The 26,716-nt window shown below is 63.7% G+C and carries 22 protein-coding genes; 8 read left to right on the top strand and 14 right to left on the bottom strand.

Annotated elements, in window-relative coordinates; translation table 11 throughout:
• Positions 1 to 273 precede the first annotated feature (273 nt).
• The gene (locus tag J2X92_RS07050; protein WP_307574484.1) at positions 274 to 1,500 is read right to left on the bottom strand and encodes an O-antigen ligase family protein; all 1,227 of its coding nucleotides are present in this window, start codon (positions 1,498 to 1,500) and stop codon (positions 274 to 276) included.
• Positions 1,501 to 1,760: 260 nt separating this feature from the next.
• Between J2X92_RS07050 and J2X92_RS07045 the strand changes: the two genes are divergently transcribed.
• On the top strand, positions 1,761 to 3,569 hold the full coding sequence (locus tag J2X92_RS07045) for an acyltransferase family protein (RefSeq protein WP_307574483.1): 1,809 nt from the start codon (positions 1,761 to 1,763) through the stop codon (positions 3,567 to 3,569).
• Positions 3,570 to 3,675: 106 nt separating this feature from the next.
• Here J2X92_RS07045 and J2X92_RS07040 read toward each other — a convergent pair whose 3' ends face one another.
• The 9 genes from J2X92_RS07040 to J2X92_RS07000 form a co-directional block, all read right to left on the bottom strand.
• Complete coding sequence (locus tag J2X92_RS07040) at positions 3,676 to 5,940, bottom strand: polysaccharide biosynthesis tyrosine autokinase (protein WP_307574482.1); 2,265 nt, start codon at positions 5,938 to 5,940, stop codon at positions 3,676 to 3,678.
• The gene (locus J2X92_RS07035) at positions 5,937 to 6,371 is read right to left on the bottom strand and encodes a low molecular weight protein-tyrosine-phosphatase (protein ID WP_055804661.1); all 435 of its coding nucleotides are present in this window, start codon (positions 6,369 to 6,371) and stop codon (positions 5,937 to 5,939) included. The genes J2X92_RS07040 and J2X92_RS07035 overlap by 4 nt, the downstream gene beginning before the upstream one ends.
• Positions 6,368 to 9,331: a YjbH domain-containing protein gene (locus J2X92_RS07030; RefSeq protein ID WP_307574481.1), complete on the bottom strand. Its 2,964-nt coding sequence runs from the start codon at positions 9,329 to 9,331 to the stop codon at positions 6,368 to 6,370. The genes J2X92_RS07035 and J2X92_RS07030 overlap by 4 nt, the downstream gene beginning before the upstream one ends.
• Positions 9,332 to 9,722: 391 nt before the next feature.
• A complete protein-coding gene (locus J2X92_RS07025; RefSeq protein WP_307574480.1) occupies positions 9,723 to 10,010 on the bottom strand; it encodes a hypothetical protein in 288 nt (95 codons plus the stop codon).
• A 357-nt stretch (positions 10,011 to 10,367) separates the two neighbouring features.
• A complete protein-coding gene (locus tag J2X92_RS07020; RefSeq protein ID WP_307574479.1) occupies positions 10,368 to 11,714 on the bottom strand; it encodes a four-carbon acid sugar kinase family protein in 1,347 nt (448 codons plus the stop codon).
• Positions 11,711 to 12,982, bottom strand: a complete 1,272-nt coding sequence (locus J2X92_RS07015) for a ribulose-bisphosphate carboxylase large subunit family protein (RefSeq protein ID WP_307574745.1) — start codon at positions 12,980 to 12,982, stop codon at positions 11,711 to 11,713. Before J2X92_RS07015 ends, J2X92_RS07020 begins: the two co-directional genes overlap by 4 nt.
• A gap of 8 nt (positions 12,983 to 12,990) precedes the next feature.
• Positions 12,991 to 13,530, bottom strand: coding sequence for a VOC family protein (locus J2X92_RS07010; protein WP_307574478.1), 540 nt, complete (start codon positions 13,528 to 13,530; stop codon positions 12,991 to 12,993).
• Between the two features lie 36 nt (positions 13,531 to 13,566).
• Positions 13,567 to 15,462, bottom strand: a complete 1,896-nt coding sequence (locus J2X92_RS07005) for a TRAP transporter large permease (protein WP_307574476.1) — start codon at positions 15,460 to 15,462, stop codon at positions 13,567 to 13,569.
• 6 nt (positions 15,463 to 15,468) lie between these two features.
• Complete coding sequence (locus J2X92_RS07000; protein WP_307574475.1) at positions 15,469 to 16,497, bottom strand: TRAP transporter substrate-binding protein; 1,029 nt, start codon at positions 16,495 to 16,497, stop codon at positions 15,469 to 15,471.
• Positions 16,498 to 16,611: 114 nt separating this feature from the next.
• Here J2X92_RS07000 and J2X92_RS06995 point away from each other — a divergent pair, with 114 nt between their 5' ends.
• Positions 16,612 to 17,661, top strand: coding sequence for a LacI family DNA-binding transcriptional regulator (locus J2X92_RS06995; protein ID WP_307574474.1), 1,050 nt, complete (start codon positions 16,612 to 16,614; stop codon positions 17,659 to 17,661).
• A gap of 18 nt (positions 17,662 to 17,679) precedes the next feature.
• Here the strand turns inward: J2X92_RS06995 and hpaI are convergent, their stop codons facing one another.
• Genes hpaI through J2X92_RS06980 form a run of 3 tightly spaced genes read right to left on the bottom strand, consistent with a single transcriptional unit; the run spans position 17,680 to position 21,041 of the window.
• Positions 17,680 to 18,483 carry a 4-hydroxy-2-oxoheptanedioate aldolase gene (gene hpaI, locus J2X92_RS06990; RefSeq protein WP_307574473.1) on the bottom strand — a complete coding sequence of 268 codons (804 nt, stop codon included), beginning with the start codon at positions 18,481 to 18,483 and terminating at the stop codon, positions 17,680 to 17,682.
• A gap of 37 nt (positions 18,484 to 18,520) precedes the next feature.
• A complete protein-coding gene (locus J2X92_RS06985; RefSeq protein WP_307574472.1) occupies positions 18,521 to 20,044 on the bottom strand; it encodes a UxaA family hydrolase in 1,524 nt (507 codons plus the stop codon).
• 1 nt (position 20,045) lies between these two features.
• Positions 20,046 to 21,041 carry a tripartite tricarboxylate transporter substrate binding protein gene (locus J2X92_RS06980; protein ID WP_307574471.1) on the bottom strand — a complete coding sequence of 332 codons (996 nt, stop codon included), beginning with the start codon at positions 21,039 to 21,041 and terminating at the stop codon, positions 20,046 to 20,048.
• A gap of 139 nt (positions 21,042 to 21,180) precedes the next feature.
• Here J2X92_RS06980 and J2X92_RS06975 point away from each other — a divergent pair, with 139 nt between their 5' ends.
• From J2X92_RS06975 to J2X92_RS06955, 5 genes are all read left to right on the top strand, one after another.
• Positions 21,181 to 22,113 carry a LysR substrate-binding domain-containing protein gene (locus J2X92_RS06975; protein WP_307574470.1) on the top strand — a complete coding sequence of 311 codons (933 nt, stop codon included), beginning with the start codon at positions 21,181 to 21,183 and terminating at the stop codon, positions 22,111 to 22,113.
• A gap of 128 nt (positions 22,114 to 22,241) precedes the next feature.
• On the top strand, positions 22,242 to 23,324 hold the full coding sequence (locus J2X92_RS06970) for an AraC family transcriptional regulator (RefSeq protein WP_307574743.1): 1,083 nt from the start codon (positions 22,242 to 22,244) through the stop codon (positions 23,322 to 23,324).
• Between the two features lie 132 nt (positions 23,325 to 23,456).
• On the top strand, positions 23,457 to 24,164 hold the full coding sequence (locus J2X92_RS06965; RefSeq protein WP_307574469.1) for a Crp/Fnr family transcriptional regulator: 708 nt from the start codon (positions 23,457 to 23,459) through the stop codon (positions 24,162 to 24,164).
• A gap of 88 nt (positions 24,165 to 24,252) precedes the next feature.
• The gene (locus J2X92_RS06960) at positions 24,253 to 24,963 is read left to right on the top strand and encodes a Crp/Fnr family transcriptional regulator (protein WP_307574468.1); all 711 of its coding nucleotides are present in this window, start codon (positions 24,253 to 24,255) and stop codon (positions 24,961 to 24,963) included.
• 179 nt (positions 24,964 to 25,142) lie between these two features.
• A complete protein-coding gene (locus J2X92_RS06955; RefSeq protein WP_307574467.1) occupies positions 25,143 to 25,646 on the top strand; it encodes a response regulator transcription factor in 504 nt (167 codons plus the stop codon).
• Between the two features lie 24 nt (positions 25,647 to 25,670).
• On the opposite strand, the gene J2X92_RS06950 is transcribed toward J2X92_RS06955, so the two are convergent.
• Positions 25,671 to 25,964, bottom strand: a complete 294-nt coding sequence (locus J2X92_RS06950; RefSeq protein WP_307574466.1) for a hypothetical protein — start codon at positions 25,962 to 25,964, stop codon at positions 25,671 to 25,673.
• 281 nt (positions 25,965 to 26,245) lie between these two features.
• On the opposite strand from J2X92_RS06950, the gene J2X92_RS06945 reads away from it, so the two are divergent.
• The gene (locus J2X92_RS06945; RefSeq protein WP_307574465.1) at positions 26,246 to 26,701 is read left to right on the top strand and encodes a hypothetical protein; all 456 of its coding nucleotides are present in this window, start codon (positions 26,246 to 26,248) and stop codon (positions 26,699 to 26,701) included.
• Positions 26,702 to 26,716: the final 15 nt, after the last annotated feature.

Below are 26,716 nucleotides of genomic sequence, written 5' to 3'. Positions count from 1 at the left end.
GCCGCATCCAATGCGGCAGGCCATATTGCCCTCTCGCTCGGCGCCTAGCAAGCTGAACCTCAAGACCATGCTTGAGCCTCAGCGCCAGCGGCCCCGCTGGCCTTCGGATGGCTCGGCTCGAGCGGATGATCGAGAGTGGTCGATTTGAAAGGCTACGGCCGCCGAAACTCAGCGTCGCGCCAAGTGCGCCCTACGAAGATCGGTGCCGCGACGCGGCCGTCTTGGTCAGCTCAGAATCGCTGGCGACACCTGCGATGGCTGATGGCCTGATCGTCACCATTGAATCCTGAGACGCCTTTGCCGCTTGCCGTCCAGCTGCTCGGGCGGCTCATATGGATGCTTCGATGCGCCGAAGTACCAGCCAAATGCCATCCACGCGACGGCAGAAGCCTCCCACACACCCGTCATCGCAATCGGCACCCAAGTCACCAATAGCAAGAAACCGCCCTTGCGCACCTCTGGGTTCGCCGATTTGAAGATAGTGCGCCAAAAAACCGCAAGGACTGTGAAGCTGAAAAGAATAACCCCCGGCAATCCCGTCTCTGCGGCCATCGTCAGAATTGCATTGTGCACAGAAATGCCATCACCGTTGGCAGCACGAAATGCACCAAATCCAATTCCCGAGAACATATTCTCAAAGAATAGCTGTGTTGCTAGGGGCCAGACGTATTCTCGGCCTGAAAGATCTACTGCGTCGCTAGATTGAAAAATGGCTTCGGTAAAAAATTCCATCCGATCTCTCACCGAATCTGGGAGGTAGTCAAATAAGAAATAGATTCCGGCAAAAGCGAGGGCAATTGAAGCGACTGACGAAATGAACTGTCGTTTGATGGACAGCAGAAAATAGAGTAACACCGACGCTCCCCCAGCCATCATGGCGCCGCGCGACCCGGTTAATAAGATTGCCGACATCGCTAAGGGGACATACAGCACCGTAGCCAATTTTACGAACCATCGTTGCGGCTGATAGTTGTGGAGGGTCAGTGCCATTGCAATCGATGTGGCGATTGCATAAGCGATGTAGTTAGCGTTTAGTTCTCCTACAGTTGCTCGATCATCGCCTTGTCCCCCTGTCGCAAAGCTTACTGCGGACGTGAGCACTATTAGGCTTGCAACCACGCATCCAAGAACGTAGAAAAGGCCAACAGACTTCCAGTATTTAGGCGAAAGAGATAGCCGCAGCGTTGCTATGAATACCAAAAAAGCAAGAAGCGAAGTGCCAAATATCTGAGCTGAAGAGAGCGCTGAGTCAAGCGACCATAGGAGGGAGAGGAGGCACCAAATCCACAACAGTGCAATGCTAATCTCAACACTTTCAAGTTTGGCCATTCGCCGCTTGCGCAGCGCATCGTAAATTAGGATGGCGAGCGTCGCAAACGCGAGTGTCCTAAAGAGTGAAATTCCCTCAATTAGAATGGTCACACCCCAACTTGCGGAAAAGGCTGTGGCGGCCATCATCAACGCAGCACTGCGAGTTGCGAGCGTGTCCAGGTGTTTCATTATTTCGGCCTGTTGATCGCACGAATTGTAGGGTGAGCGGGGGCTCGCTGACGCCCACGGTCGTCGACTGCTAGTTGTATCGCATCAAAGGCGCCGAGCACTTCTGCGCTAAGAGGGACTTCTCCGAACTCGCGCAAGCTTTCTGCACCACTGTGATTCCGCATCAAAGCTCGAGCCAGCGCTTCGATGCTGGCTGGCTTGTGGGAGACTCGTCGCCACCGTGACCCGTCAGATCGGTCGCAATGCGCAATGAGAGAAATGTGAACTACAGAAAAGACATTCAGATTTTGCGAGGGATAGCGGTGCTCCTCGTCGTTTGCTTCCACCTTGGGTTTCCCGGATTCGCCAGCGGATTTCTTGGTGTGGATGTGTTCTTCGTAATCAGCGGATACCTGATGGCCGTCATGTACGACCCGACGAAGAAGGCGGATTTTTTCGCTAAGCGGGCCAAACGCCTGTTGCCGGCTTACTTTGCGGTTGTACTTGCGACGTTGATGCTCGCCGCAATCATGACCACGCCGAACGAGTACTCGCAGGTTTCAGACCAGACCGTCTTTGCCACCTTCTTCGCATCGAATATCGGGTTGTGGTACGAAAACTCCTACTTCGACAAGAGTGCCTTTAGGCCGCTTCTGCATCTATGGTCGCTCGGCGTTGAGATCCAGTTCTATCTACTGGTTCCGATGCTCTACTGGTTCTTTAAGAAGTTAAAGGCGAGCTATTTTCTTGTCGCCGTTGCTTCGGCTGTACTGTGCTTTGTGATCGTTGGGCTCTCTCCGAAGACATCATTTTTCTGGATGCCACTGCGCCTCTGGGAGTTCCTCGCTGGCTATGGCGTCGCGAAGTATCTTTCGAACATGAGAGCGCACAAAGGGCGGGCCTGGACTTGGCTGGGTGCCGCCGCGATGCTAGCCATCGTCAGCATTCCATTCTTCCGCGTCAACGGCGAGGCGCTGGGTTTCCTGCGCGGTCATCCAGGGGTGGTGTCCGTTCTGATCAGTCTCGCGACCGCGACCGCATTGACCTTCGGCCTCCCTGCCCGCATTGAGGCAAACCCGCTGGCAACTCTGCTTGAGCGTCTTGGGGGCTACTCTTATTCGATCTACCTGGCACACTTTCCGGTGATCGTCCTCTTTCTGTACAAGCCGTTTAACGGGACCGTGATCAAGGCGGAAAACAACTGGCAGACAGTTGCAATGCTCGCCTTGGTTGTAGTGGTTTCAACGCTGCTCTATGCGCTGGTGGAGCGTCCATTCCGTTTGAAGGTGAATCTTCTGGGGTGGTGCTTCGCCGCGGCCACAGCCTCGCTTACGCTCATTCCCATGGGAGGATTTCTCCAGCGAGCGATCTATCCAGCGAATGAGATGTCGGTGTACCAAGCTTGGTCTGATCGCTCTCCCTATCGATGTGGGAAGCTGATGCGGATCGTGGATCCCAAAGCCATCTCCTGCGACTTGACTCGCGGCGTGCCCGCGCTTCATCGACGCGTTTTGCTGGTGGGCAACAGCCATGCCGATGCGATAAAAACAGTGTTTGCTGGTGTGGCGGCCAGCGGCGGCGTGGGAGTCTCGTTCGTGGCCGACAACTCGCCGTTAATGGCGGGGGGCCTTTCGCCGGCCAGCGTTGTCAAAGAGGCAAAGTCTGGTGGCGCTGACACGATCGTATTGCACTACGCATCCCGCACCCTGGGGACCGACGCTCTGAGAAGAGTAGCGGAGTTCGCACGTAAAGATGGAATTGCAGTAGTGTTGATCAAGCCTGTGCCAGTGTGGCCAGATTTGGTGCCGTCGCTAATTCTGCGGAACATGCAGGGCGAGCCGTTGCCAGTTCTTGGCATCGAAGATGTGCAGGCACAGAACGTTGAGTTGCAAAGCGCGCTTGAAACGACACCAAGTGTCAAGGCATTCGAAGTGGCGGATGCATTCTGCGAGCCAAAATGCACACTGATGGACCGAAATGGGAAGCCCCTCTATTTCGATTCGAACCACCTGACGTTGACGGGGAGCGAGCGCCTCAGACCGGTTTTCGAGCGGGTACTCGATATCAGGTCGTCACGTTCATTGCCCTAACACTGGCGGTGCTGGAGGAGTGTCTTCGGACTACCGAAAATTCGGGATCTAAGCCGAACCTCCTTCGACCCAAAACCACAGCATTGGGGGACACCCGCTTTCGGGTCTAGTCGTTGTACTTGTACGCCGTGTACCGGTAGCCGCCGTAGCGGTACCCTTGGCTGCCGTAGTGGCGCCGCGTCAGGTCGATGCCATTGAAGATCACGCCGCTTACTGCCTTACCGCCGTGTGCGAGGCGTTTGGCGCTTTCGTTGAGTTCGCCAAGCTGGGTCTGATCCGCGCGAGCCACTAGCAGCACCGCGCCCATGTACGGTGCTACGGCGGCCGTGTCGGCGGCAACCAGCACCGGCGGCGTGTCGATGACGACCAGTTCGTATTGCGCGGACATCATGTCAAGCAGGCGCACAAAGCTTTCCGACATCAGCATATCAGCCGGATTGGTCGGCAGCTTGCCTGTGGTCAGAATGTCAAGGTTGGGCAGCACCTGCGAGCGGATCGCCTGCTGTGCCGAAAGCTCGCCGGCCAGCAGTTCCGAGAGGCCGTTCTCGCGCGGCAGGCCGAATTGCTTGTTCAAGTGGCCCTTTCGCATGTCCGCATCGATCAGTAGCACCCGCTTGCCAGCGTGGGCCATGATGGCGGCAAAGTTGCCTGAAACAAAGCTCTTGCCAATGCCCGGCGTTGCGCCGGTAATGAGCACCCGGTTGTTGCCGGCTTCGAGAGTGGCAAATTGCAGCGCGATTCGCAGACTGCGCAATGCCTCAATGGATGGGCTGTCAGGGTGAGTCACAGCCAGCAGCTTGATGCCCTTGACACCAGCGGCAATACTTTGGTCTAGCGCCGTCTGTTCGGCTGTGAAAGGCACGACCGAATAGACCGGAAGGCCGGTGTGGGACTCGATCTCCTGCGGATCCTGAACGCCCCTGAAGAGCCAGCTGCGTACGATAGCCAATGCCGTGCCGGCCAGAAGGCCCAACGCCAACGCCAGCGCCACGATCAGCGACTTCTGCGGCTTGATCGGCTGCTTGGGCTTCGCGGCCTTGTCGAGCAGGCGTACATTGCCCGTCTTGCCTTCCTTCACCAAGCGCAGCTGCAGCGCGTTGTTCTGCAGCGACTGGTAAAGACCGCTATTGACCCGCACGTCGCGCTCTAGGCGCAGTGCATCTTGCTGCAGCGTGGGCATGCGGCTCACGCGCGCGTTCAGACCACCGATCTCCTTTTCGATGGCGGCAATCTGGCCATCAATGGTCCTTACGCGCAAGTTGGCATCGGTAAAGTGCGCGGCCAGTTCGCGGCGCTTCTGCTGAGCTTCGAGCAACTTGGTCTGCAGCTCGATGGTCTGGGCCAGCACGCCCTTGGCTTCTTCGTCGAAGGCCACCGTGCCGTTCTTGTTGCGAAAGCGTGTGTAGGCGTCTTCTGAGGCTTCGAGCTGGCGCCTAAATTCAGGCAACTGCTCGTCCAGGAAGATCAGCGTTTTCTGCGCTTCGGCCGCCTTCCGCTCGACGTTCTGCTGCACATATTGTTCGCCGATAGCATTGAGAATGCGGGAGAGCCGGTCGCGGTCGCTGTCTTCCAGTACGACGCTGATCACGTTGGATTGCTTGCCCTGTTCACTGAGTTGCAGCCGCTTTTGCAGATTTTCGACGGTGCGCAGTTGCGAGGCACGCGATACAATGAATTCCGCTCCGGGCTTTCCTTCGAGCTTGTCGATCAGTAGGTCGATGGCGCCGTCTTCTAGCGCATGGTGCAGCGGCTGGCCGACTATGCCGGTCAGCGGCCGGTCCAGCGCCGCATTTTTCAGTGTGTATTTGCCTTCGCCTTGGGCGGTGAGCAAGAACGACGCTTCGTCTTCAAGCTCCGCCGGCACGTCGAAGCGTACGACCCTGATGCTTTCCTTGCCGTTGACGTAGCCGCCGATTCCAAGGAAGCCGGGCTCTGAAAGGCCACTGGCCCTCCGTGCCAGCCAAGTGCCGAGCACCGGCAGGTAGCGCGGCCTGGCGTCGACGTAAGCGCGCGTTTGGTCCACTGCCGCACCTAGCACCATTCGCGATCGGATGACCTGAATTTCGCCGGTGGCGGGGGTCTTCACTTCGAAGAGGCTGGAAGCTTCGCCGAGGAAACCCTTGGCATCGGGTGCAGCGTCCTCGACCTGCACTAACAAGTTGGACTGGTAGATGGGGGTGGCCATCACCGCGTAGGCCACGCCGAGCACCAGCGCCAGCGCGGTGACGGCGGCCACGAGCCACTTGCGATCGATCAGGATGTCGATCCACTCCGAGATGTTGATCTCGTCATCGTCCGCCGCTGCAGTTGAAATTGCAGCAGGCTGACCAGTGCGCGCGCCGCTGGAAGTGGTGACAGCAGTAGTGTTCATTTGAATTGCCGAATGCGTTCGGCCCAGGTCTTGACGCCAGCGTCGATGAGTTGGAGCGCGTGCTCGAAGGCTTCCTGTCCCATACGGTAGGGATCGGGAATATTCAGCTTGGCGGTTTCGGCAAGGCGAAAGACCCTGCCGCGCGTCAGCGGATAGTTGTTTTCGATGTGGCGGCGCTGACCTTCGTCCATGGTGAGGATCAGGTCGGCCTCAACGCACATAGCTTGGGTGACCTGGCGCGCGCGGTGGTAGCCAAGGTCGAGCCCTCGCTCGGCCATCAACGCCTGGGCAATAGGGTCCGCAGGGTGACCGATCAACGCGCCCGTGCCGGCCGAAGACACGGTCATCTGCGGCAGGCTCTTGGCGAGCAAGGCTTCCGCCATCGGGCTTCGGCAGATGTTGCCGATGCAAACGACTAGAACGGTATTCATGGGCTGCGATCGAAGTTCAAGATGTTGTCTCCGGCACGAGGCTTTTTATCTTCAGGGGCCGCAAAGTTGAAGGCGCCTTTGTCGCGCACGGAGGTAAGTTCGTAAAGGGTGTTGCTGCGGCCCAGGCGGGCGCCGCCATCGCGCGTGAGCGGTGACCATCCAAAGCTCAGCGCAAACTTGGTCGACCGCGGCAGCAACGCGTCGAGCGGAATCGAAAGATAAATGCCCTTGTCGAAATCGCCTTCGCCAAAGCGCGCGGCAGAAACGTTGGTCTTGGTTGCATAGGCGCCAAGCACAAAGCCGTTGTCAAAGCGGCGAATCACTTCAAGGGTCACGCCGCGGTCGCCCGCAAGATACTGACCGGCGCTGATCTTTGCCATGACGCCGTTCCAGCCGGTGTCCCAATACAGAGTGGCGTGGCCGGTCGTCACCTTGTAGTCGCGCAGGCCAAAGTCCTGGTTGAAGTCGCGCTGGCGCACGCGGTTGATGTCCACGCCAAAGGCCACGGGCGAGCGTGCCGGCCGATACAGCCACTCGGCGCCCACGCCGGCGAACATGGATTCGAGCAGGCCGCCATACATGCTGTAGTAGTGGTTGCTCGACATCTGCCCCACGTGCGTGAGCTGCAGCGACGGAATGGTGAAGCGCTTTGACGTGACGTACTCGCGCTGGTAGGTGCGCACGCGCGGAAGGTCACTGGGCGCGGTGTAGGTGAACTTGTCGTAGTTGTCGGCCAGCCGCAAGTTCACCGCGCCGCTGAGCCATGTGCGCGGGGTAAAGCGGTATTCGGCCGTGGCCTGGATGCCAAGCTGGTACAAAAGAAATGCGTCCGGCCCGCCAACGATCTGGCCATAGCTCGGCGCAATTCCAAAGGTGAACTTGTCGCGGGGACGCACCCAAGGGGCCTGCGGCTCGGTGGCGGCGGCCTGGCTGGCAACGCTGCTTTCCGCGGTCTTGCTCTTGTTGTCGGGCCGGGGCAGTTCGGGTTCGTAGTCGCGCTTGGACACGGCGCGCGCCGCATGCGGCGGCAGGGCCTGAATGCGCACGGCCACCCACTCGGCCCGGTCGATCGCCTGTGCATGCACCGCGAGCCCGCGCTCCGAGTAATGAAAGACAAAGCTCTTGATGGTGTCCGGCGCATCGTGGTGGAGCACCGCAATGGCTTTTTCTACGCGGGCAGTGCGGTAGACGGTGTTGCTGTCGGTCACCCACACGTGCAGCACGTCGTCCTTGGGCGCAATGCGCTCCACGGTCCACTCGGTCAGTGCTTCGATCTCTGCCGCGGTGGCGGCCCAGCCGGGCGAGCGCTCGGCCGCCTGTGGCCTGAATTCCGGCACCGGCCGATCGGCCGGTTTGGGCGACTGCGACGCCGCCAGGTTGCTTGCCAGCGTGAGGCCAATCATGAACTTGTCGCCGCGCTCGAAGCCGGCGGACAACGTGACCTTGGGCGACACGCGGTAAGAAAGGCCGATGTTGAAGGGCGTGCGCCGGCGCTGGTTGTTGGCCTGCGGCTCGCTTTGGTAGTCGTTGCCGTCGTACTCGAGCTTGAGCGTGAGCGGGTCCCAAGGCGTGCGCCACTGCACACCGCCAAAGAGGGCGGCCGGGCCACGAAAGTAGGAGCCGAATCTGGCTTCATTGGTGCTTGATCGGGAGCGGGTATCGAAGCGGCTGCCCAGCAGCTTGAATGGGTTGCTGATGTTGCCGCTGGTGCCCAGGTAGCCCCAGCCAATGCCAAGGCTGAAATCGAAGTCGTGCCAGCGCTTGCTGGCCACCAGGTATTCGCCGGAGAAAAGGCCGGTACCGCCAAGGTCGCGAAAGCCCAGCGCCAGCTCGGGCACGCGGGCAGTTTCCTTGAGCAGCCGCACCTTGATGTCGATGCTCTTGTCCTTGTTCGACTGGCCGGTGGTGCTGGCCTCATACGCGCGGTTAGAAATCGACGTGTAGCGAAAGCCCGCTTCCAGCCAGTCCAGCGGCTGGAACATGAAGTTCAGCCGCGTGTAGGGCCAGATCGACGTGAACGACGTGCGCACGTCGCCGGCCAGTCCCATGCGGGCCGATGGCGTTTGCAGCAGGCCGATTTCGCCCCAGTCGTTGCCGCTGATGTCGAGCGGGCGGGGCTGCGAGGCCACGGCGTCGGGGAGGGTGCCGGTGGCAGTCGCACTGGGGGCGGCTGCCACCGATGCGTTGGCGGCCGGGGACGCCTTGATTTCCTGCGGCGACGGGCCTTGCACCGCCAGGAACTTGATCATGCCTTCCGATAGGCCAGCCAAGTCGGCCATGCGGCTCGGCGGGGCCCAGATCCACGCGCCGGGCGAGGGTTCATCGGCCGGTTCGGCGTTCCAGCCCGCAACGCCGGCGCGCGCAGTGCGGCCATCGGGCTGCGCAATCCAGGCCCAGTCGGCTTGGCCGCCGAGTCCGCAGGCGCTGAGATAGTCGAGCACCGAGCGTCCACTTTCGTGCGGCACCTGGCAAAAGCTGCCGTCCGGCTGCATCACGGTCACCGACCGCAGCGGAGCCGGCGGAACGGCGAGCCGCTGGCCTTCGCTCAGCACCGGGTCTTCTTTCGGATTCGCCTGCAGCCAGCGCGCATCGACGATGCCCAGAGCCACGCGGCCCGTGGCCGGCAGGCTGTTCAGCATGGCAAGGAGCCGCTCGCGCGACGCGCGTTCCTCGGGTGAGGGGGCCGATCGAATGGCCGCTTCCACGTGAACCATCAGCGTGTCCTTCAGGAACTGCTGGGGCAAAACTTCCTGCGGCACCTGCCATGCGAGGCCCGGGCCGGCTGCTTGCTCGGGCTGGCGCAGCAGCCAATCGCTCAGCCGCTCGCCCGGGCGCACTTGCGCGGCGTCGGCAGGGGCGCTGGTGGTGGCATGGGTGGGGGACATCATCAGCACGCTCGCTGCGGCCAGCAGGGTGAGGTGAAGTGGATGGGTGACCGGGCCGGGCGGGGGCAGGGTCATGAACCAGCGCTTGACGAAGCAACGTTGGCCGGCACGGAGGGATTCCACCGTTCAAAGCTCAAGCACAGATCACGGGAAAGGCACTGCTTGGAATAAACCACCTCGAGCTTGTCGCCAAGCCAGTCGATCGCGAGGCCCGCTATTCCCACAAGGCGTCCCCGGCCCTCGAAAGTGGTGCCCAAATAGCTGAATTCCGGACGAAACGTCGTGTGGGAGTCCGAGGGCGAGGCCTTGTAGAGGTGCCGAGCCGTGGCAAGTATTGCCGTGCAGCCCGAAGAGCATCCGCCCAAAAAAAAGGATGATGCGAGTACGCAGCATCCTTTCTTTCGCACCGCGCCGGCGGTGCGTTGGACTCTCGCTAGGAACCCCCCCTTGCGGAGGGCTCCGTTCATTACCTGGTGCCGGTGCTGCCGGTGGTGCCCGTCCCGGTTCCGGTCCCCCCTGGGCCGGGAAGGAGGAAACCGCCGCCACCGCCGCCACCGCCGCCGCCAGCGGCTGCCGCCAGCAACACTCCGCTGCCAGCAATGATCCCGACCTGTTGTCCGGTGAGGCTACCGCCGCCTGCTGCGCGCACGGCAGCAGCCGCGTCGACCGGCGGCGTGGGCAGTTGCTGGGCCAGTGCAGGCGCGGTCGCAAAAGCTGCGACGGCCATGGCTGCGATCAGGTGACTGTGTTTCATGGATATTTCCCGTTCGGACGAAGCTTGAAAGGCTACCGTGGCTCGTGAGCTGCGATTGGCATTGTTACCCGTGAGCGTCCAAATGTTAACACTTCGTGAGCAACATCAATAGGCAGAAATGGGTAACAACGGGGGCGGCGTTGCGCCCAAACGGCACCCTTCGCGCGACGAGCGAATTGAAGACTTGAGGCTGACAATGAGAATAAAAATTAGAACTTCCTAATTCTTTTGAGAGCGAATTTTTATAAATTGCAGCGCGGTTGAAGCAGAGGCTTCAGTGCTACTGAAATTATTGGTTTCAATTAACGAATCAAGCGCTTGAAATCGGCCGATTCGAAAGCTTGGGCGCTTTGTTTTTTACTGGAGCGCGCAGTTGGGCGCACCCAGCACCAGGCGCTCGAAGACATCGTCCGATCCCATCTGCCCGCCCTTTAGCATGATCTCCATGCCGTCGAGCGCCGGGTTGTCGCTGTGAACCCGGCACAGCGACGCGCCCGCGCCCATGTCGGCCACGTAAGAAAGCCCCCAGGCATCGAGCGCCTGCACGGCGTGGCTCGAGGTGTCGCCCCCGGCAATGCCGACGCGTTGCAGCGGCACCTTGGCCAGCACCTTGGCCAGCAGGTCGCCGCCGGCGCACGCGAGCGCCTGGGCGTCGAGCTTGAATTCCTTGACTTCCTGGCCGGCGGGGCGGGTACAGGCCAGCACGTTGCAGCCGCGTGCCAGCCCTTTGGCAATTTCTTGCGCTTGGCGCTCCAGCGTGGCGGCGTCGCGTTGCGCGAGCCTTGGCGCGTCGAGCCACACGATGTCGAAGGACTGTGCCGCCGCCACCTGCCGCGCCGTTACGGGCGACAAGCTCCCGGCGAGCACCAGCACGGGGCCGCGCGCGGGAGCGACGTGGCGTTGTTCGGCCTTCGCATTGCCGTGCGCACTGAATGCGGTGGCCAGCGCACCGACAACGCTGCTCGGGCCGACGGCAAGCAGGGTGGCACGCCGTGCCTGCGCCCACAGCACATGGCCGATGGCTGCGAGCTGCGGGGCGTCGGCCACGTCGAATAGCACGGCGCCGGTTTCGGCGTCGTCGGCAAAGGGTGCATGCAATGTGCGGTTCAGCGCCTCGCCGAGCACCTTCGCCCCCTGCGAGATGACCGTGAAGGGAATGGAGCGCACATCGGCCAGGCCCTGTTCGGCCAGATGAAGCCGCAGGTCCGCCTCGTGCATCGGCGTGACGGGATGCCGGCTCATGGTCGGATGCCGATCGATGCGAAACACCTCGCCACCGGCGCCGGCCGCCGCGAAAAGATTGCCGAAGAGGCAATGCCGCCCAAGGTTGGGTTGCCCGCCGACGATGGCGGTCCACGGCTGTTCGACGGCGCCGCGCAGTGCGCGCACTGCCGCGCCGATCGAGCCGATGTGCGGTGCGCTGTCGAAGGTCGAGCAAGTCTTGTAGTGCAGCACGCGTGCGCCCAGGGAGCGGAACAGCGCGGCGACGGGTGCCAGTTCGGCCTCGATGGCTTCGGGCGGCATGGCGCGCGCCGCCCCGGCAATGCCCAGCACGTCGAGCGGCCCTGCTTGCGCGAGCCGCGCGGCATCGGGCGTCTTGAGGAACAGCAGGGCACGCAAGCCGGCGCGCGCCGCGGTGCCGAGGGTGTCGGTGGCGCCGGTGAAATCGTCGCCGTAATAAACGATGACCGGAGCCGGGTTCATCGCTTGCCAAAGAAGGCGAGGGCGCGCGCCAGTTCGGGCGCGCTGAGGGCCGCTTCGTCCAGCGTGGTGCCGGCGCACACGGCCGACCAGGCTTGGCGGATGCTGTTCACGCCGGCCGCCGCGCCATCGGGATGCGCGAGGATGCCGCCGCCGGCCATGAAGAGCAGGTCGTCGCTGCCGATGGCCGCCCAGGTGGCAGGCACGGTGCCGGCCCACTGGCCCGACGAGAAGGCGGGCATCACCCGGTCGTCCGCGGCATCGGCCAGCGGCGTGAAGCAGTCGCGCGCCGATTCGATGACTTCGCTGTCGGGCTGCGAGAACTTGCCCTGCAGGCCGTGCACGTGCATGTGGTCCACGCCCGCAAGCCGCCACAGCGTTTGATAAGCCTGGAACGAAATACCGAGCAGCGGATGCCGAGACAGCGCGCCGTAGCCATTGCGGTGCCCATGCAGCGTCAGGCCGGTATGGCGCCGCAGTGTCTGGATGCCCGAGTGGCCGCACCAGTTGAGGCTGGCCATCACGCAAGATCCGCCTTCGCGCTCCACCAGGTCGGCATGCCGCTTCATCGCATCGGTTTCGTCGGTGATGTTGAAGGCCACCATCACGTGCTTGCCGGTACGCTCCTGGTGTGCGCGCACCGCGGCCATCACGGCGGGCACGCGCTCGGCGAGCGGCGCATGCGCGGGGTCGGCGCAAACCTCGTCGTCCTTGATGAAGTCGACGCCCGCGGCGCAGAGCCTTGCGACCAGCTCGGCGGTCTCGGCCGCGGAAAGGCCCACGTTCGGTTTGATGATCGTGCCGACCAGCGCGCCACTTGCCACTCCCGTCGCACGCCGCGTGCCAGCGATGCCGGCGCGCGGCATCTCGAAGCGTGCGCGGTAGGCGGCAGGAAGGCGCAGCGATTCGAGCCGCAGGCCGGTCACTTCGCCCAGGTCGTACAGGTTGCCCGACACCGTCGCCGCAAGCGTCGGCAAGTTGGCGCCGATGTTCGCCACCGGAAAAGAAATGTCGACATGCGCGCGCCGCCACGGCCCGCGCGTGCCTTTGCGTTCGAGCAGTGCATTCGGCAGGCTGGGCGCTTCGGCGGGCGCAAGCTCGTTGATGGCCTCGACCGTGGCACGCGCGCGTTCGCGCAGCGCATCGGTCTCGCCCTCCACACGCGTGAAGGTGCCGCAGGATTGCTCGCCGGCCATCACCTCGGCGACGGCGGCCAGGTCCAGCGGAGTCTCGATGAGGTAGCGAGCGTGGATGCGTTCGGCATGCGCCATCGACGTGCTCACAGCTTGCTCAGGTCGGGGAAGGGCCGCACCGGTTCGCTGCCGTTCCAGCCTTCGGATGCACTGCGGATCAGGTCGAACATCTTGCCCTTGGGGCCTGCCACTTCGGAGAGCTCGATCACCGTGCCCGGGTGGTATTCGGTATCGAAGTAGATGAATCGGCCGCGCTCGCCCACTTCGCCGCTCATCACGGGCTTGAAGCCCTGCGCGGTGAGGCGCGCCAGGTCGGCGTCGTAGTTGGCTGTCCAGTACGCCACGTGCTGCAGCCCGGTGCGCCCGGCCTGCAAGAAGTCGCGGTACATCGAAGGCACGTCGTTGCGGGTCTGGATCAGCTCCACTTGCACGTAGCCCGAATTGGCCAGCGCCACCGAGTTGTGCGGCTCGTGCGCCTCGCCCTTGTAGCGGTAGTTCTTGATGGGCACCTTCGGGTTGTAGAACCACGGGCCCACGCCCAGCGTGGTGCTCCAGTAGTCCATGGCGGCCTCGATGTCGTGCACGACATAGCCCAGCTGGCGGATCTCGCCGAGGAATCGACTCATTGCGGTTGCTCCGGTGATGTGAGTGTGTTGTTGTTGTCAGAACTTGAGAAAGCCGGTCGAGAACCATGGGAAGGCGGCCACGATCACCAGGCCCACCAGCATTGCGGCGATGTAGCCCCAGATGTGCTTGATGCCTTCGTCGGGGTTGACCTTGCTCACCGCGCAGGCGCCGTAGTAGCCCACGCCAAAGGGCGGCGCGAACAGGCCGATGCCCATCGCGAAGATGACAACCATGGCGTAGTGCACCTCGTGCACGCCCGCGGCCTTGGCAATGGGAAACAACAGCGGCCCGAACAGCACGATGGCCGGAATGCCTTCGAGCACGCTCCCCAGCACGATGAAGGCGACGATCGACACCGCCAGGAAGCCGTAGGCGCCGCCCGGCAGCGCGCCCATCACGCGCGCCAGGTCTTGCGAAAAGCCCGACTGCGTGAGGCCCCAGGCCATGGCCGTGGCACAGCCGACAATGAAGATGATCGCGCCCGAGAGCGATGCCGTGTCGATCAGCATCGGCTTGAGCCGCTTCCAGTCGAACTGCCGGTAAACAAAAAGCCCCACCAGCGCCGAATAGACGATGCCGATGGTCGACACCTCGGTGGCTGTGGCCACGCCTTCGACCACGGCCGCGCGAATCACGAAGGGCAGCAGCACCGCCGGCAGCGCGACCAGCAGCAGCTTGCCGATCTCGCGCTTGCTGTGGCGCTGCACGCCGCTCAGGTCTTCGCGCCGGTAGCGCCACCACACCACCACGCACAGCGCGGCGCCGAGCACCACGGCCGGCAGCAGCCCGCCTGTGAACAGCGCGGCAATCGAAATGCCCGTGACCGAGCCGATGGTGATCAGCACGATCGACGGCGGTATGGTCTCTGTCTGCGCCCCCGTGGCCGAGAGCAGCGCCACCAGGTCGCCGGGCTTGGCGCCGCGCTTGACCATCTCCGGAAACAGCACGGGCGCAATGGCCGCCATGTCGGCGATCTTGGAGCCCGAGATGCCCGATACCAGGTACATCGCGCCGATCAGCACATACGAGAGGCCGCCGCGCACGTGGCCCAGCAAGCTCGCAAGAAACTGGATCATGGCGCGCGCCATGCCCGTCATCTCGATCAGCGCACCCAGAAAGATGAAGAGCGGCACCGCAAGCAGGATGAGGTGCGACATGCCTTCGTCCAGCCGGCCTACCATCACCAGCAGCGGCGTGCGTGTGGTGAGCGCCAGGTAGCCGAATGTGGCCAGCGCGAAAGAGAAGGCAATGGGCACGCCCGAGAGCACCGTGGCCGCCACCACCACCACGAAGAAGATCACCAGGTTGAACTTGCCCAGCGTAGCGAACAGCGGCGCCGCGACCCAGAAGGCCGCCACCAGCGCGCCCATGCCCAGCACCGCGACCGCGATCTGCCGCCCCGTGCACACGCGCAGCAAACGCAGCAGGGCCATCACCACCATGATGCCGATGCCGGCCGGGATGGCCGCGGCGCGCCAGGCGTTGCTGATCTCCAGTGCGGGCGTGACGATGAACGACTCTTCGTGCGCGTAGTCGATGGACGGCCAGATGATCAACACCAGGAACGCGATCGAAGCCGCGATCGCGAAAGCATCGAGCATGGCGCGCGTCGAGGGCGTCACCTTCTGCAGCAGCGCCGTCATGCGCATGTGCTCGCCGCGCCGGAGCGCGACCACCGCACCGAGCATCGACAGCCAAAGGAAGAGGATGGACGCGAGCTCGTCCGACCACACCAGCGGCGCATGGAACACATAGCGCGACACCACGCCCGCGAATAGCACGCAGATCTCGGCCAGCACCAGCAGCGCGGCCACCGCCTCGACCACGCTGCCCAGCACGCGGTCGGCGCGGCCCGCCATGCCGCTCAGTGCGTTGGCGGACGGCCCCGCGCCCACGAACGGCGCAGCCTCGAAAGTGGATTCATGCACCATGGACGATCAGGCCAGCTTGCCGACCGCGCCTTCGAGCAGCGCCCACGCTTCGGGGCCGAAGCGGCCCTTCCACTCGCCATAGAAGCCAGAGTCGCGCAGCTTGGCGCGAAAGCTGTCAGCCACCGGCCGATTGATGGTGAGCCCCTTGGCCTGCAGGTCGCCAACGACAGATTCGTTGAGCTTCTTGATGTCTTCGCGCTGCTGCATGCCGGCGTCATTGATGGCGCGCGCGACGATGGTCTTCAGGTCGTCGGGCAGCGCCTCCCATGCGCGGCCGTTGGCAATGAACCAGTAGCCGTCCCAGATGTGGTTGGTGAGCGAGCAGAACTTCTGCACCTCGAACAGCTTGGCCACCTGGATGATCGGCAGCGGGTTCTCCTGCGCATCAACAATCTTGGTCTGCAGGGCGGAGTAGACCTCGCTGAACTGCAGGCTCGCGGGCGCGGCGCCCAGGCCCTTGAACATCGATATGGACAACGGGCTCACTGGCACGCGGATCTTCAGGCCGTCCATGTCCTTCGCGTTGGTGACCGGGGCCTTGCTGCTGGTGGTCTGGCGAAAGCCGTTGTCCCACATCTTCTCGAAAGCGTAGAGGCGCGACTTGGCAATGGCGCCGCGCACGTGCGCGCCGAGCTTGCCGTCCATCGCCGACCAGACCTGGCCGTAGTCGTTGAAGGCAAAGCCCACCGCGTTGATGGCCGCCACCGGCACCAGCGTGGCAATGACCAGCGCCGAGGGTGTGAAGAACTCGATGCCACCCGATCGCACCTGCGCCAGCATGTCGGTGTCGCCGCCCAGCTGGTTGTTGGGAAAGATCTTGATCTCTACGCGGCCCTTGGTTTCCTTGGCGATGCGGTCGGCCGCCTCTTGCGCCCGAATGTTCAGCGGATGCGTGAGCGGCAGGTTGTTGCCGTACTTGTACGAGAACTCGGCCGCGCGTGCCATGCGCGGCACGGCCGCCACGATGCCGGCGGCGGGGAGGGCGGAAAGCGTGCGCAGGGCGCCGCGGCGGGTCAGGCGGGTGGTCGAGGTCATGTCTTGTCTCCGTGATGCGGTTGATGCAATCTGATGCATCCTTGTGTTTGGTGCCCAGTGAAGATAAAAGCCTGCATGATCCAGGTCAAACTCTGGCTTGATGGTTTTTGATGTATGCGGGATAACCCTTCAACCGATGCACGCCGCGCACGCGTGGTCGACATTGCGCGCGCCGCGCAGGTCTCGACCGCCACCGTCGACCGTGTGCTCAACCGCCGCTCTGGCGTGCGCGACGCCACGGTGCAGCGCGTGCTCAAGGCCGCGGGCGAACTCGACTACCTGCCCGGCCCCGAGCTCTACGCCGCGCTCACGCCGCCGCCGCTCAGGCTGGTGTTTCTGCTGCCGGCGGGCACCAACCGCTTCATCCGCATGCTTGGCGACATGGTCGGCTATTCGCAGGAACACTGGGCGCCTTTCAACGTGCAGTGCCGCACGGTGTTCATCGAGAGCTTCAACCCGCAAGAGCTGGCCGATGCGCTGCGGCGCCATGGCCAGCGCTGCGATGGCATCGCGATGATGGCGCTGGAGCACCCCGCGGTGCGCGAGGCCGTGGCGGCGCTCGCTGCGCGCGGACTGCCTGTGGTCACGCTGATTTCGGATCTATCGAACTCCGAGCGCGCCGCCTTCGTGGGACTCGACAACCGGGCAGCGGGTCGCACCGCGGGCTATCTCATCGGTCGCTTCATCGGCGCGCGCGCCGCCAAGGTGGCGCTCATCGCGGGCAGCCTGAGCTACAAGGCGCACGAGGAGCGCGAAGCCGGCTTCCTCCACGTGATCGACGAGATGTTTCCGAAGCTCGAAGTGGTGGGCCTGCGCGAAGGGCAGGACGACGCCGGCAAGAATTACCGGCAGACGCGTGCGCTGCTGGAGCAGTACCCCGACATGGGCGGCATCTACAACATCGGCGGTGCGTCCGACGGCGTGGCGCGGGCGTTGAAGGAGGCGGGGCGAGAGCAGAAGGTGGTCTTCATCGGGCACGGCCTCACACCCGACACGCGCACGCTCTTGATCGACGGCAGCATGGATGCGGTGATCACGCAGAGCCCGCACACCACACTGATGAACTGCGTGCGCATCTTCGCCAACCTGCGCGACAAGCGCGAAGCGCTCAGCGGCGTGGAGACCACCCGCAGCCAGGTGATCTTTCGCGAGAACCTTCCGTAGGTTTTTCTGATCTTGTTTTCAGTAAGCCGCGCGCGAGACCGGCTCTGCAGCAGGCGGCGCGCCGTTGAAATCGGCGGCCAGCTTGCGGGCGGCGCCCGCAAACAACAGCACGTCGACACCGACCGCCACAAAAGTGCAGCCGAGTTCCAGATAGCGCCGCGCCAGCTTCGGATCCGACGTGAGCGTGCCCGCGGCCTTGCCCGAAGCCACGATGGTGCGCATCGCGGCTTCGATCGCGGCCTGCACCTCAGGGTGGCCGGGCCGGCCCCGATGACCCATCGATGCGGCCAGGTCGGCTGGGCCGATGAAGACGCCGTCAATGCCATCCACTTCGCATATTTGCGTCAGGTTGGAGAGCGCCTTCACCGTTTCCACCTGCACCAGCAGGCAGACTTCTTCGTCGGCGATGTCCAGGTAGTCGGTACGCGCGCTCCACTGAGACGCGCGGCCCACGGCGCTGCCGACCCCGCGGATGCCCAACGGTGGATAGCGAGTGGCCGAAACCAATGCGCGGGCCTGATTGGCGGTATCGACCATGGGCACCAGCAGGTTCTTGGCGCCGATGTCGAGCAGTTGCTTGATAAGCGCCGTCTCGCCCTGCACCGCGCGAACCACCGGCTGCGCGGCGTGGGGCGCCACGGCCTGCAGCGCGGCCAGGGTCGAGCGCAGGTCGTTGGGCGCGTGCTCGCCGTCGATCAGCAGCCAGTCGAAACCCGCGGTGGCGCTCACCTCGGCCAAATAGGGGGCGGCCATCGAGAGCCAGAGGCCGATCTGCGGGCGGCGTGCGGCCAGGGCCGTCTTGAAAGAGTTGTGAGCTGGCATGAGGTCTCTTGAATTGGATAGTGTTGTGTGCGCGCCGTCAGCTGACGATGCCCAGATGCCATGGCACGAATTCATGATCGCCCAGGCCCAGCGCTTCGCTGCGCGTGCGTTCGCCGGAGGCATGGCGCAATATCTGCTCGAAGATCTGTTGCCCCAGCTCGGGGACAGAGAGTTCGCCGTCGATCACCACGCCGCAGTTGATGTCCATGTCTTCTTCCAAGCGCTTGAACATCGGCGTGTTGCTGGCCAGCTTGATGGTCGGCGCCGGCTTGCTGCCGAACATCGAGCCGCGACCGGTGGTGAAGCAGATCAGCTGCGCGCCGCTGGCAATTTGCCCGGTGACCGCCACGGGGTCGTAGCCCGGCGAATCCATGAAGACGAAGCCGGCCTTGTCGATGGGCTCCGCGTATTCGTACACGGCCTGCAGCGGCGTGGTGCCGCCCTTCATGGCCGAGCCGAGCGATTTTTCGAAGATGTTGGCCAGCCCGCCGGCCTGGTTGCCGTGCCCGACCACGCCGTTGAACTGTGCGTTCTGGCCGGCCGCATAGCGCTCCCACCAGGCCAGCCGGTCGAGCAGTTTCTGGCCGACCTCGGGCGTGACGGCGCGCCGCGTCAGCATGAATTCGACACCGTGAATCTCGGGTGTCTCGGAAAGAATGGCCGTGCCGCCATGGCGCACCAGCACGTCCATTGCCGCGCCCAATGCGGGGTTGGCCGTGATGCCCGAGAAGCCGTCCGAGCCGCCGCACTCCAGCCCGATCTTCAGGTGGTTTGCACCGACGCGGGTGCGCTGCGCGGCATTGGCTTCGGGCAGCATGTCTTCGATGGCGCGAATGCCGGCTTCGATCGTCTGGCGCGTACCGCCCACGTCCTGCATCACCATCGTGCGCATCAAGCGGCCCTGCTGGAGCCCTTGCGAGTCGACCAGCGCATCGACCTGGTTGCGCTCGCAGCCCAGGCCCACGATCAGCACGCCGGCCAGGTTGGGGTGGCGCGCATAGCCCGCCAGCGTGCGGCGCAGCACGTCGAAATGCTCGCTCGGCGAAGACATGCCGCAGCCGCTGGTCTGCGCAAAGGCGGCCACGCCGTCCACGTTGGGAAAGGCCGCCAGCCGCTCGGGCGTGAAGTGCGCCGCAATGCGCTTGATGACGGTGGCCGAGCAGTTGACCGACGAGAGGATGCCGATGAAGTTGCGCGTGCCCACGCGGCCATCGGCACGCACAAAGCCCATGAAGCTTGCGCGCTCCGCATCGGGCACATAGGCCACCGGCCGCACGTCCTGGCAAAAAGCCGGGTCGCGGTAGGAGTCGACCAGCGTGAGGTTGTGGCTGTGCACGTAGTCACCCGCCTCCAGGTCGCGCGAGGCCACGCCGATGACCGTGTCGTACTTCTTGACCTGCTCGCCGGCCGCAATGGCGCGCGACGCGATCTTGTGCCCCGCGGGAATCTGCGCACGCGCACGCACGCCGAATTCGGCAATCGTTTCGCCCAGGGCGATAGGGCTCTTGGCAACCAGCACGTTGTCGTGCGGGTGCAGGCGAAGCAGGGGGCTGTCGTTCATCTCAACCCTTCTCCATCAGTTCCTTGAGGTTGAGCTTGCGGATCAGCTCGGTCTCCTGCTTGTAGACGGCTTCGACATACTTCTGGTAGTCGGGCCCGTCTTGGTACATGACCGGCGCATCGATGCTGTCGGCCACCTTCTTGAATTCTTCGCTGTTCACCGCCACGCGGAACGCATCGCGCAGCCTCTTTTCCACCGCGGGCGGCAGCCCGCGCGGCGCGCCAATGCCGTTGGGTGCTTCCACCACCACGTCGTAGCCCAGTTCCTTGAGCGTGGGCGTGTCCTTGAAGCGCGGCGTGCGTGCCTCCCCCCAGGTGGCGAGCAGGCGCAGCTTGCCGCTTTCCACGTGCGGTGCCCAGGAGCTGCTGTCGGCCAGCATGTCGACTTGTTCGCCCAGCACGTCCTGCAGCGCAGCGGCGCCGCCCTTGTAGGCGATGGCGTTGAACTTCACGCCAGCCGCCTGAGCGAACTGCTCCATGCCCACGTGCGTGGCGCCCCCCACGCCTGCATGGGCATAGCTGATCACGCCCGGCTTGGCCTTGGCCTGCGCCACCATGTCGCGCAGCGACTTGAACGGCGAACTGGCGGGCACCGCAATGCCGAAGGTCTGGCCCGAGGTGCGGGCGAGATAGCTCAAGTCTTTGAGCGGATTGATCTGCACGGTGCCGATCTGCGCAAAGCGCGTCACCGAAATAGGAATCTGTCCGATCGTGTAGCCGTCGGGCCGGGCCGATGCCAGCGCCTTGGTGCCGATCATTCCGGACGCACCGGCGCGGTTTTCCAGCGCGATGGGTTGGCCGAGTTCCCGCGCAGCGATCTGGCAGATGGCGCGCATGGATCGGTCCGCGGTGCCACCGGCCGGCCACGGGCAGATGAAGTTGATGGGGCGGTCCGGGTAGTCGGCGGCCATTGCGCGGCCGTGTATGGCGGCCAGTGCGGCGGCACCCAGGCCGCCCAGCATCAGTTGGCGCCGCTGCAGAGAGCGATGGAAGGTCATGTGTCTTGTCTCCGACGATTTGTAGTTCGATGAAAGCAAGGCGCATTCTTCAGCAGACAATCATTGCTATCCAATGAAATAGCGGACTCTCTTCATAGCCCAAAGGTTATGAAGCCAAGAAGAGGCCGCAAGAACCCCGATGAGCCAGATCGACCGCGTCCTGCGTTCCAACCTCAAACTGCGCCACCTGCAGATGCTGGTGGCGCTCGACCAGTTCCGCCATCTGGGGCGCGCGGCCGAGTTCCTGTCGGTGACGCAGCCGGCAGTGTCCAAGTCGCTGGCCGAAATCGAGCGCATGTTCGGCCTTGCCCTGTTCGAGCGCTCCACGCGCGGCACCGAGCCCACGCCGTACGGTGACAGCGTGGTGCGCTTCGCGCGCTCGGTGCTCGCCGACTACGACCGCACGCGCGACGAGATTGCCGCGGTCGCCAGCGGCGCCGCGGGCCGCACCAGCGTGGGCGCCATGGTGGTGGCCTTGCCGGTGCTGGTGGCGCGCGCGGTCGAGATGCTCAAGATGCATTCGTCGCAAACCACCGTGCTGGTGGAAGAGGGCGATCTCACGCGCCTCTTGCCCAAGCTTCGCCTGGGTGAGCTCGACTTGTTCGTCGGGCGGCTCGAGCCCGGCTACGCGGCACCGGATCTCGAAACCGAGGCCCTGCTCTCGGAGCCCATGACGGCAGTGGTGCAGCCCGGTCACCCGCTGGTCGCCAAGCGCCGTGTCAACTGGAACGACCTCGCCAAAGAGCGCTGCGTGATGCCGCCGCCGTGGGCGTCTCTACGCGTCAAGCTCGACCAGATGTTTTTCAAGGACGGCGTGAATCCGCCGGCCGACATCATTGAATCGGCGTCATTTCTGGCGCAGATCAGCTTTCTGCAGCAGCGCGATGCCGTGGCCTTCATGGCGCGTTCCGTCGCGCGGCATTTCCAGCAGCAGGGGCTGCTGAAGGTGCTGGCGCTCAAGGTGCCGATTGACCTGCCGCCGGTCGGCCTCATCACCATGCGCGGCCGCAGGCGCACGCCCAGTACGCAGCAGCTGATCGAGTGCCTTCGGCGCGCGGCCAAGGCCAAGTGAGGCGGCGCGAAGGCCAGAGCCCGTTGCACTCGCGGGCTTTTGCTGGGAAAATCCGCTTCAGTTAACATTTTATAACACTTTGGTTGTATTTGAAGGCAGGCAATGCCGCGCCTGGGAGTGTTTTGTCGATGAACCGCCGCGTCCCGCTGCCGGGAGTGCACTCGACCCTGCACAACGGCATTGCCCACAGCCATTTCAGCGTGGCGGCGGAATCGCCGCAGCGGCGGCTGACCGCATGGCGGGAGCGCGTCGGGCACGTGATCGATGTGCTGCCTTCGCGCTCTGACTTTGAGAAGCCCTTCAACGCATCGATCGACCGCTACGAGCTGGACGGCATGGCCTTCACCGATTGCCGCTCGGACGCCATGTCGCTGGACCGCTCGCTCGCCCGCATCTCGCGCGACAGCGTGCGCAATTTCGCCTTGCACGTGTTCGTCGAGGGTGAAATGCGGGACGTCTCGGTGCGTTCGCTCTCGCGAGCCGCCGCGCCCTCTGCCGCCAAGGTGCTCGCGCTCGACATGGGCCAGCCCGTGCGCATGCGGCGCACCGACTGCCGGATGCTCACCTTGTTTGTGCCGGCCGCCGTGGTGCAGGAGGTGTTTCCCGATCCGGAAGCCATCCACGGACTTGCGCTCCAGAAGCTGGCGACACCAGTCGCCAGGCTGGCGGTCGAACATGTTGCCGCGCTCGGCAGCCGCGTCGGTCGTCTGAGCGCCGCTGCCGTGCAGGCGGATGCGCGTGCGGGCGCGCAGCTGCTGGTCGCGGCCCTGGGCAAGCAGGTGCGTCTGGGCGACACTGCCAGTGCGGCCGCGCGCGCCGCGGTGTTCGGCCAGGCGCGGCGCTACATCCAGGCCCACCTGCATCGTGCGGACCTCTCGCCCGACAGCGTGGTTGCGGCGCTCCGAATTTCACGCCCGACCGTATACCGACTGTTCCAGCATGAAGGTGGCCTGGCGTCCTATATCCGGCACCTGAGGCTGCGCCATGCGGCCGATGAGCTGGCCAAGCACCCGGGCGCGATGGTGGCAGACATCGCCTATGGCGCCGGATTCAAGAGCGCATCGGACTTCACGCGGGCCTTTCGACGTGCCTTCGACATGGCGCCGCAGGATTTTCGGGCCGCGGCGGGGAAGTCCGGGCAGGTCGGCGGCCGCGGCTATCCGGTTGCCAAATTCGATGATCACGCCGGAGGAAATAACGGCGAATTGTGAAAGAAAGTCATTTTTTTCCTGGTTTCTCTCCGGAATTGAGACGCACGGTCAAGCCGGTCAGGCTGTAGAGAGCAATCTTGTGCCTGTGCGAGCCGTCGGGAGGCCGCCGCCGACCTAAAGACAAACGCCGCCATGTACCTGCATCCTCTTCTCGCCAAAATGCCGCCGGCCGAGCGCGAGGCGTTGATCAAGCGCAGCGAATTCCGTTCATATAGGCGCAGCGAGACCGTCATGGCTGCGCAGGAGTGGACGGACTGCATCTACTGCGTGACGAGCGGCCTGCTGCGCGTGGTCGAACATGGCAGCGATCCCAGCGGGGACGTGACGACCGATTTCATTCGCCGCAACGACTTCTTTTTGGGGCCCTCGCTCGGCGAAGACCGCTACGTGGCCCGACAGACGCTTGTCGCAGCATTGCCTTCTTCGGCGTACCTCATTCCGATTCCGGTGGCTCGCAAGCTTTGCGAAGACCATCCAGAAGTGGCCATGGGCCTGTTCGAGTTCGCGGCAACGCGCATCAGGGCGCTTCGCAGCCAGCTTCGCAAGATCTCGGCGCTCTCGTCCGAAGACCTGGTGAGCCGGGTTCTGCACCAGCTGACGCAGCTCGCGCCGGCCAGCACCGGCGGCTTCGACAAGCGCATCACCCAGGCGGTGATCGCGTCCTATACGGGGCTCTCGCGCGAAGTGGTCAACAAGATCATGCGCGACCTGGAGAGCCGCGGCCTCGTGTGGCGCGACGGGCAAAGCGTTCACGTTTCGACGGACTTTGCTTCCACCGATATCGGCGGGCTGGAGCCGACGGGTTCCCCATCTTTGAATAAGCGCGAGGCGAACTTGTAACCGCGCCGCTGGCGCTTGGGAGTGGGATCGGTACGACATCCCCCATTTATGGGTATGTGGCGACGGCAACGTCCCGCATCATTGGGGCATGTATTTGAATGCTTTGGTTTCTGGGTTGCCGGCCTTGGAACGTGCAGCGCTGGTCCAGGCAAGCGAACTTCGCTCTTACCGGCGCAACGAAACCGTTCTTGCCGTGGACGAATGGACGGACCGCTTCTACTGCGTGGCCAACGGTCTTTTGCGCGTCGTGGCGCATGGGCGCGGCGGCAGCGGCGACGTCACCACTGAATTTATCCGGCGTGACGATTTCTTTCTCGGATCCTCTTTCACCGAAGACCGGCACCAAGCCACCCAGACACTGATTGCCGCGCTGCCCTCGTCGGTGTACCTGATCCCCATTGCCGCCATGCGCAAGCTGTGCGAGCGGCATCCGCAAATGGCCTTGGCGCTGCTCGACATTGCCATGAAACGTGTGAGCGTGATGCGGGGGCAGCTTCGCAGGATATCCGCGCTGTCGTCCGAAGATCTGGTGAGTCGGGTGCTTCATCAACTGACGCAACTGGCGCCGGCATCCACTGGCGGCTACGACAAGCGCATCACGCAATCGGTGATTGCTTCCTACTCTGGGCTGTCGCGAGAGGTGGTCAACAAGACCATGCGCGACCTGGAGAGCCGTGGGCTGGTTCGCCGCGACGACTACGGCGTGCACGTGCCCGCCGATTTCGCGGCAACCGATTTCGATCTGCCGTCTCCCGAACTGGACTCGGACAAGCCGGCGACATCGTTGCGGAAGTCGTGAATATAGCTAACTTTAGTTTGCGTTTGTGAACTGCGCCACATCCGCTGGGCGAAAGCCAATGCCACAGAGCGGCGTTGTTCGTAGCATCGAATCAGCTTCATTCATGTTCTCCGGGGCTTGCAACGCGATGGTGTTCAGGTCCCAGTCTTGCGGAACGCCAGAGCCGGCGAGCTTTTGAAATGTCCAACGCAAACATCGAATCGACGATCACGTGGTACCCGTCCTTGAAACAGGGGGACCGATTTCCCATTGGCTCGCTTCCGGGATCTGCCGCAAATGACGATTGGCGCGTGAATTCCACCGCGGCCGCGGGTGTTGTGCGCGATCTCTTCGCAAAAGCCAACGCCACGGATCTCGCTTCGCTGATGCGCTCGATCGAACTCGGCAACTCTCCGGCAGCCTCTCAAATTGCTCGGCGCATCCTGGGCTCGTTCGGCACGCCCGCCGCGCCGAAGCCCGTCGCGGAAGCGAAGGGTCTTTTGTCGCCCCGCGAGCTGAAGGTGGTGCGGTTCATCTCGGAGGGGCAGAGCAACCGGCAGATTGCCGAACAAACCCATCGTTCGATCAACACGATCGAGGCGCAACTCAAGAGCATCTACCGCAAGCTGAACGTCCAGTCGCGCACCCAGGCGGTTCGCACGGCCACCCAGATGGGCCTGCTGAACTGGGACGAATCCTGCTGAGCCGCAGAGGCTCGGCGAGCCCGGCTACTTGCTTTGGCTATTTGCAGGTGCTGGCGCGGTCTGCGGCGCAGTGGTACTTGAAGGCGCCGTCTGCGGCGCAGTGCTCGAAGGAGCGCTCTGCGAACCGGTGGTGCTCGAAGACGGAAGCTGCGGTGCGCTCTGGGTCGGCGTCGACGGTTTGACCGGGCCTTCTTCGCGCGTCTGCGCCAGAAAGTTGTAGGCCAGTGCCAGCAGGAAGATGAAGATGGCGGCGCCGATGCCCCATCGGATCACGCGCTGGTTGTCTCGTTCGTCGCTCCTGGCTTGTTGAGGCTTCATTCTTGATCACCCTTCAGTGCAGTTTTCGAACGCTGCACCGGTGCGCGCGAGCAAGGTGTCGGACAGCGTGCCGGATCGCTGTCGCGAAAAAACAGAAGCACGCGGCGCCGATTCAACGCCGCAGTGCGCTGCACGTCAGCCATTGGAGACGGCTGCATCGCGATGCGAGCCTACGTGGCGATTCTCCCCATCGCACGCGCGCAAAAGCGCAGAGCGGCCAAGCTCGCCGCATGCGCGATGAAACGAACAGCACATCCGCCCCGGGCCCGGCAAGGTCGGCCATGCGAACCGGGTTGATCGCGGGCGCCTTTGCCAGCGTGGCGTCGAGCATTGCGCTCGCGGTGTGTGGTCGCCATGAAGCGGGAAGCTCGGTGGCGCCGACCAATGCCATCAGCCATTGGGTCTGGGACCGCAAGGCGCTGTTCAGGAAATCGCCTTCGCTGCGCTACACCGTGCTCGGCTACGCCATCCACCACGCTTCCGCAACCTTCTGGGCCGTGCTCTATGCGTGGCTGCACGCCAACCGGCGGCCAGCGCAGTCCTTGCCCGCTGCGCTTTCGAGCGCGGGCATTGCCGCAGCGACCGCATGCGCCGTCGACTACATGGCCACACCCCGGCGCTTGACGCCCGGGTTCGAGCACCATCTTTCCAAAGCTTCGCTGGCGGCGGTGTATGCGAGCTTTGCAGTCGGCCTGGCGTTGGGTTGCGCAGTGGCAAACCGCGCGCCACGGCGTTGAAGCCCGGCCTGCCGC

Origin of the sequence: Variovorax paradoxus (assembly GCF_030811855.1) — a bacterium.
GTDB classification, from domain to species: domain Bacteria; phylum Pseudomonadota; class Gammaproteobacteria; order Burkholderiales; family Burkholderiaceae_C; genus Variovorax; species Variovorax paradoxus_L.
This window is presented reverse-complemented; position numbering and strand designations above follow the sequence as displayed.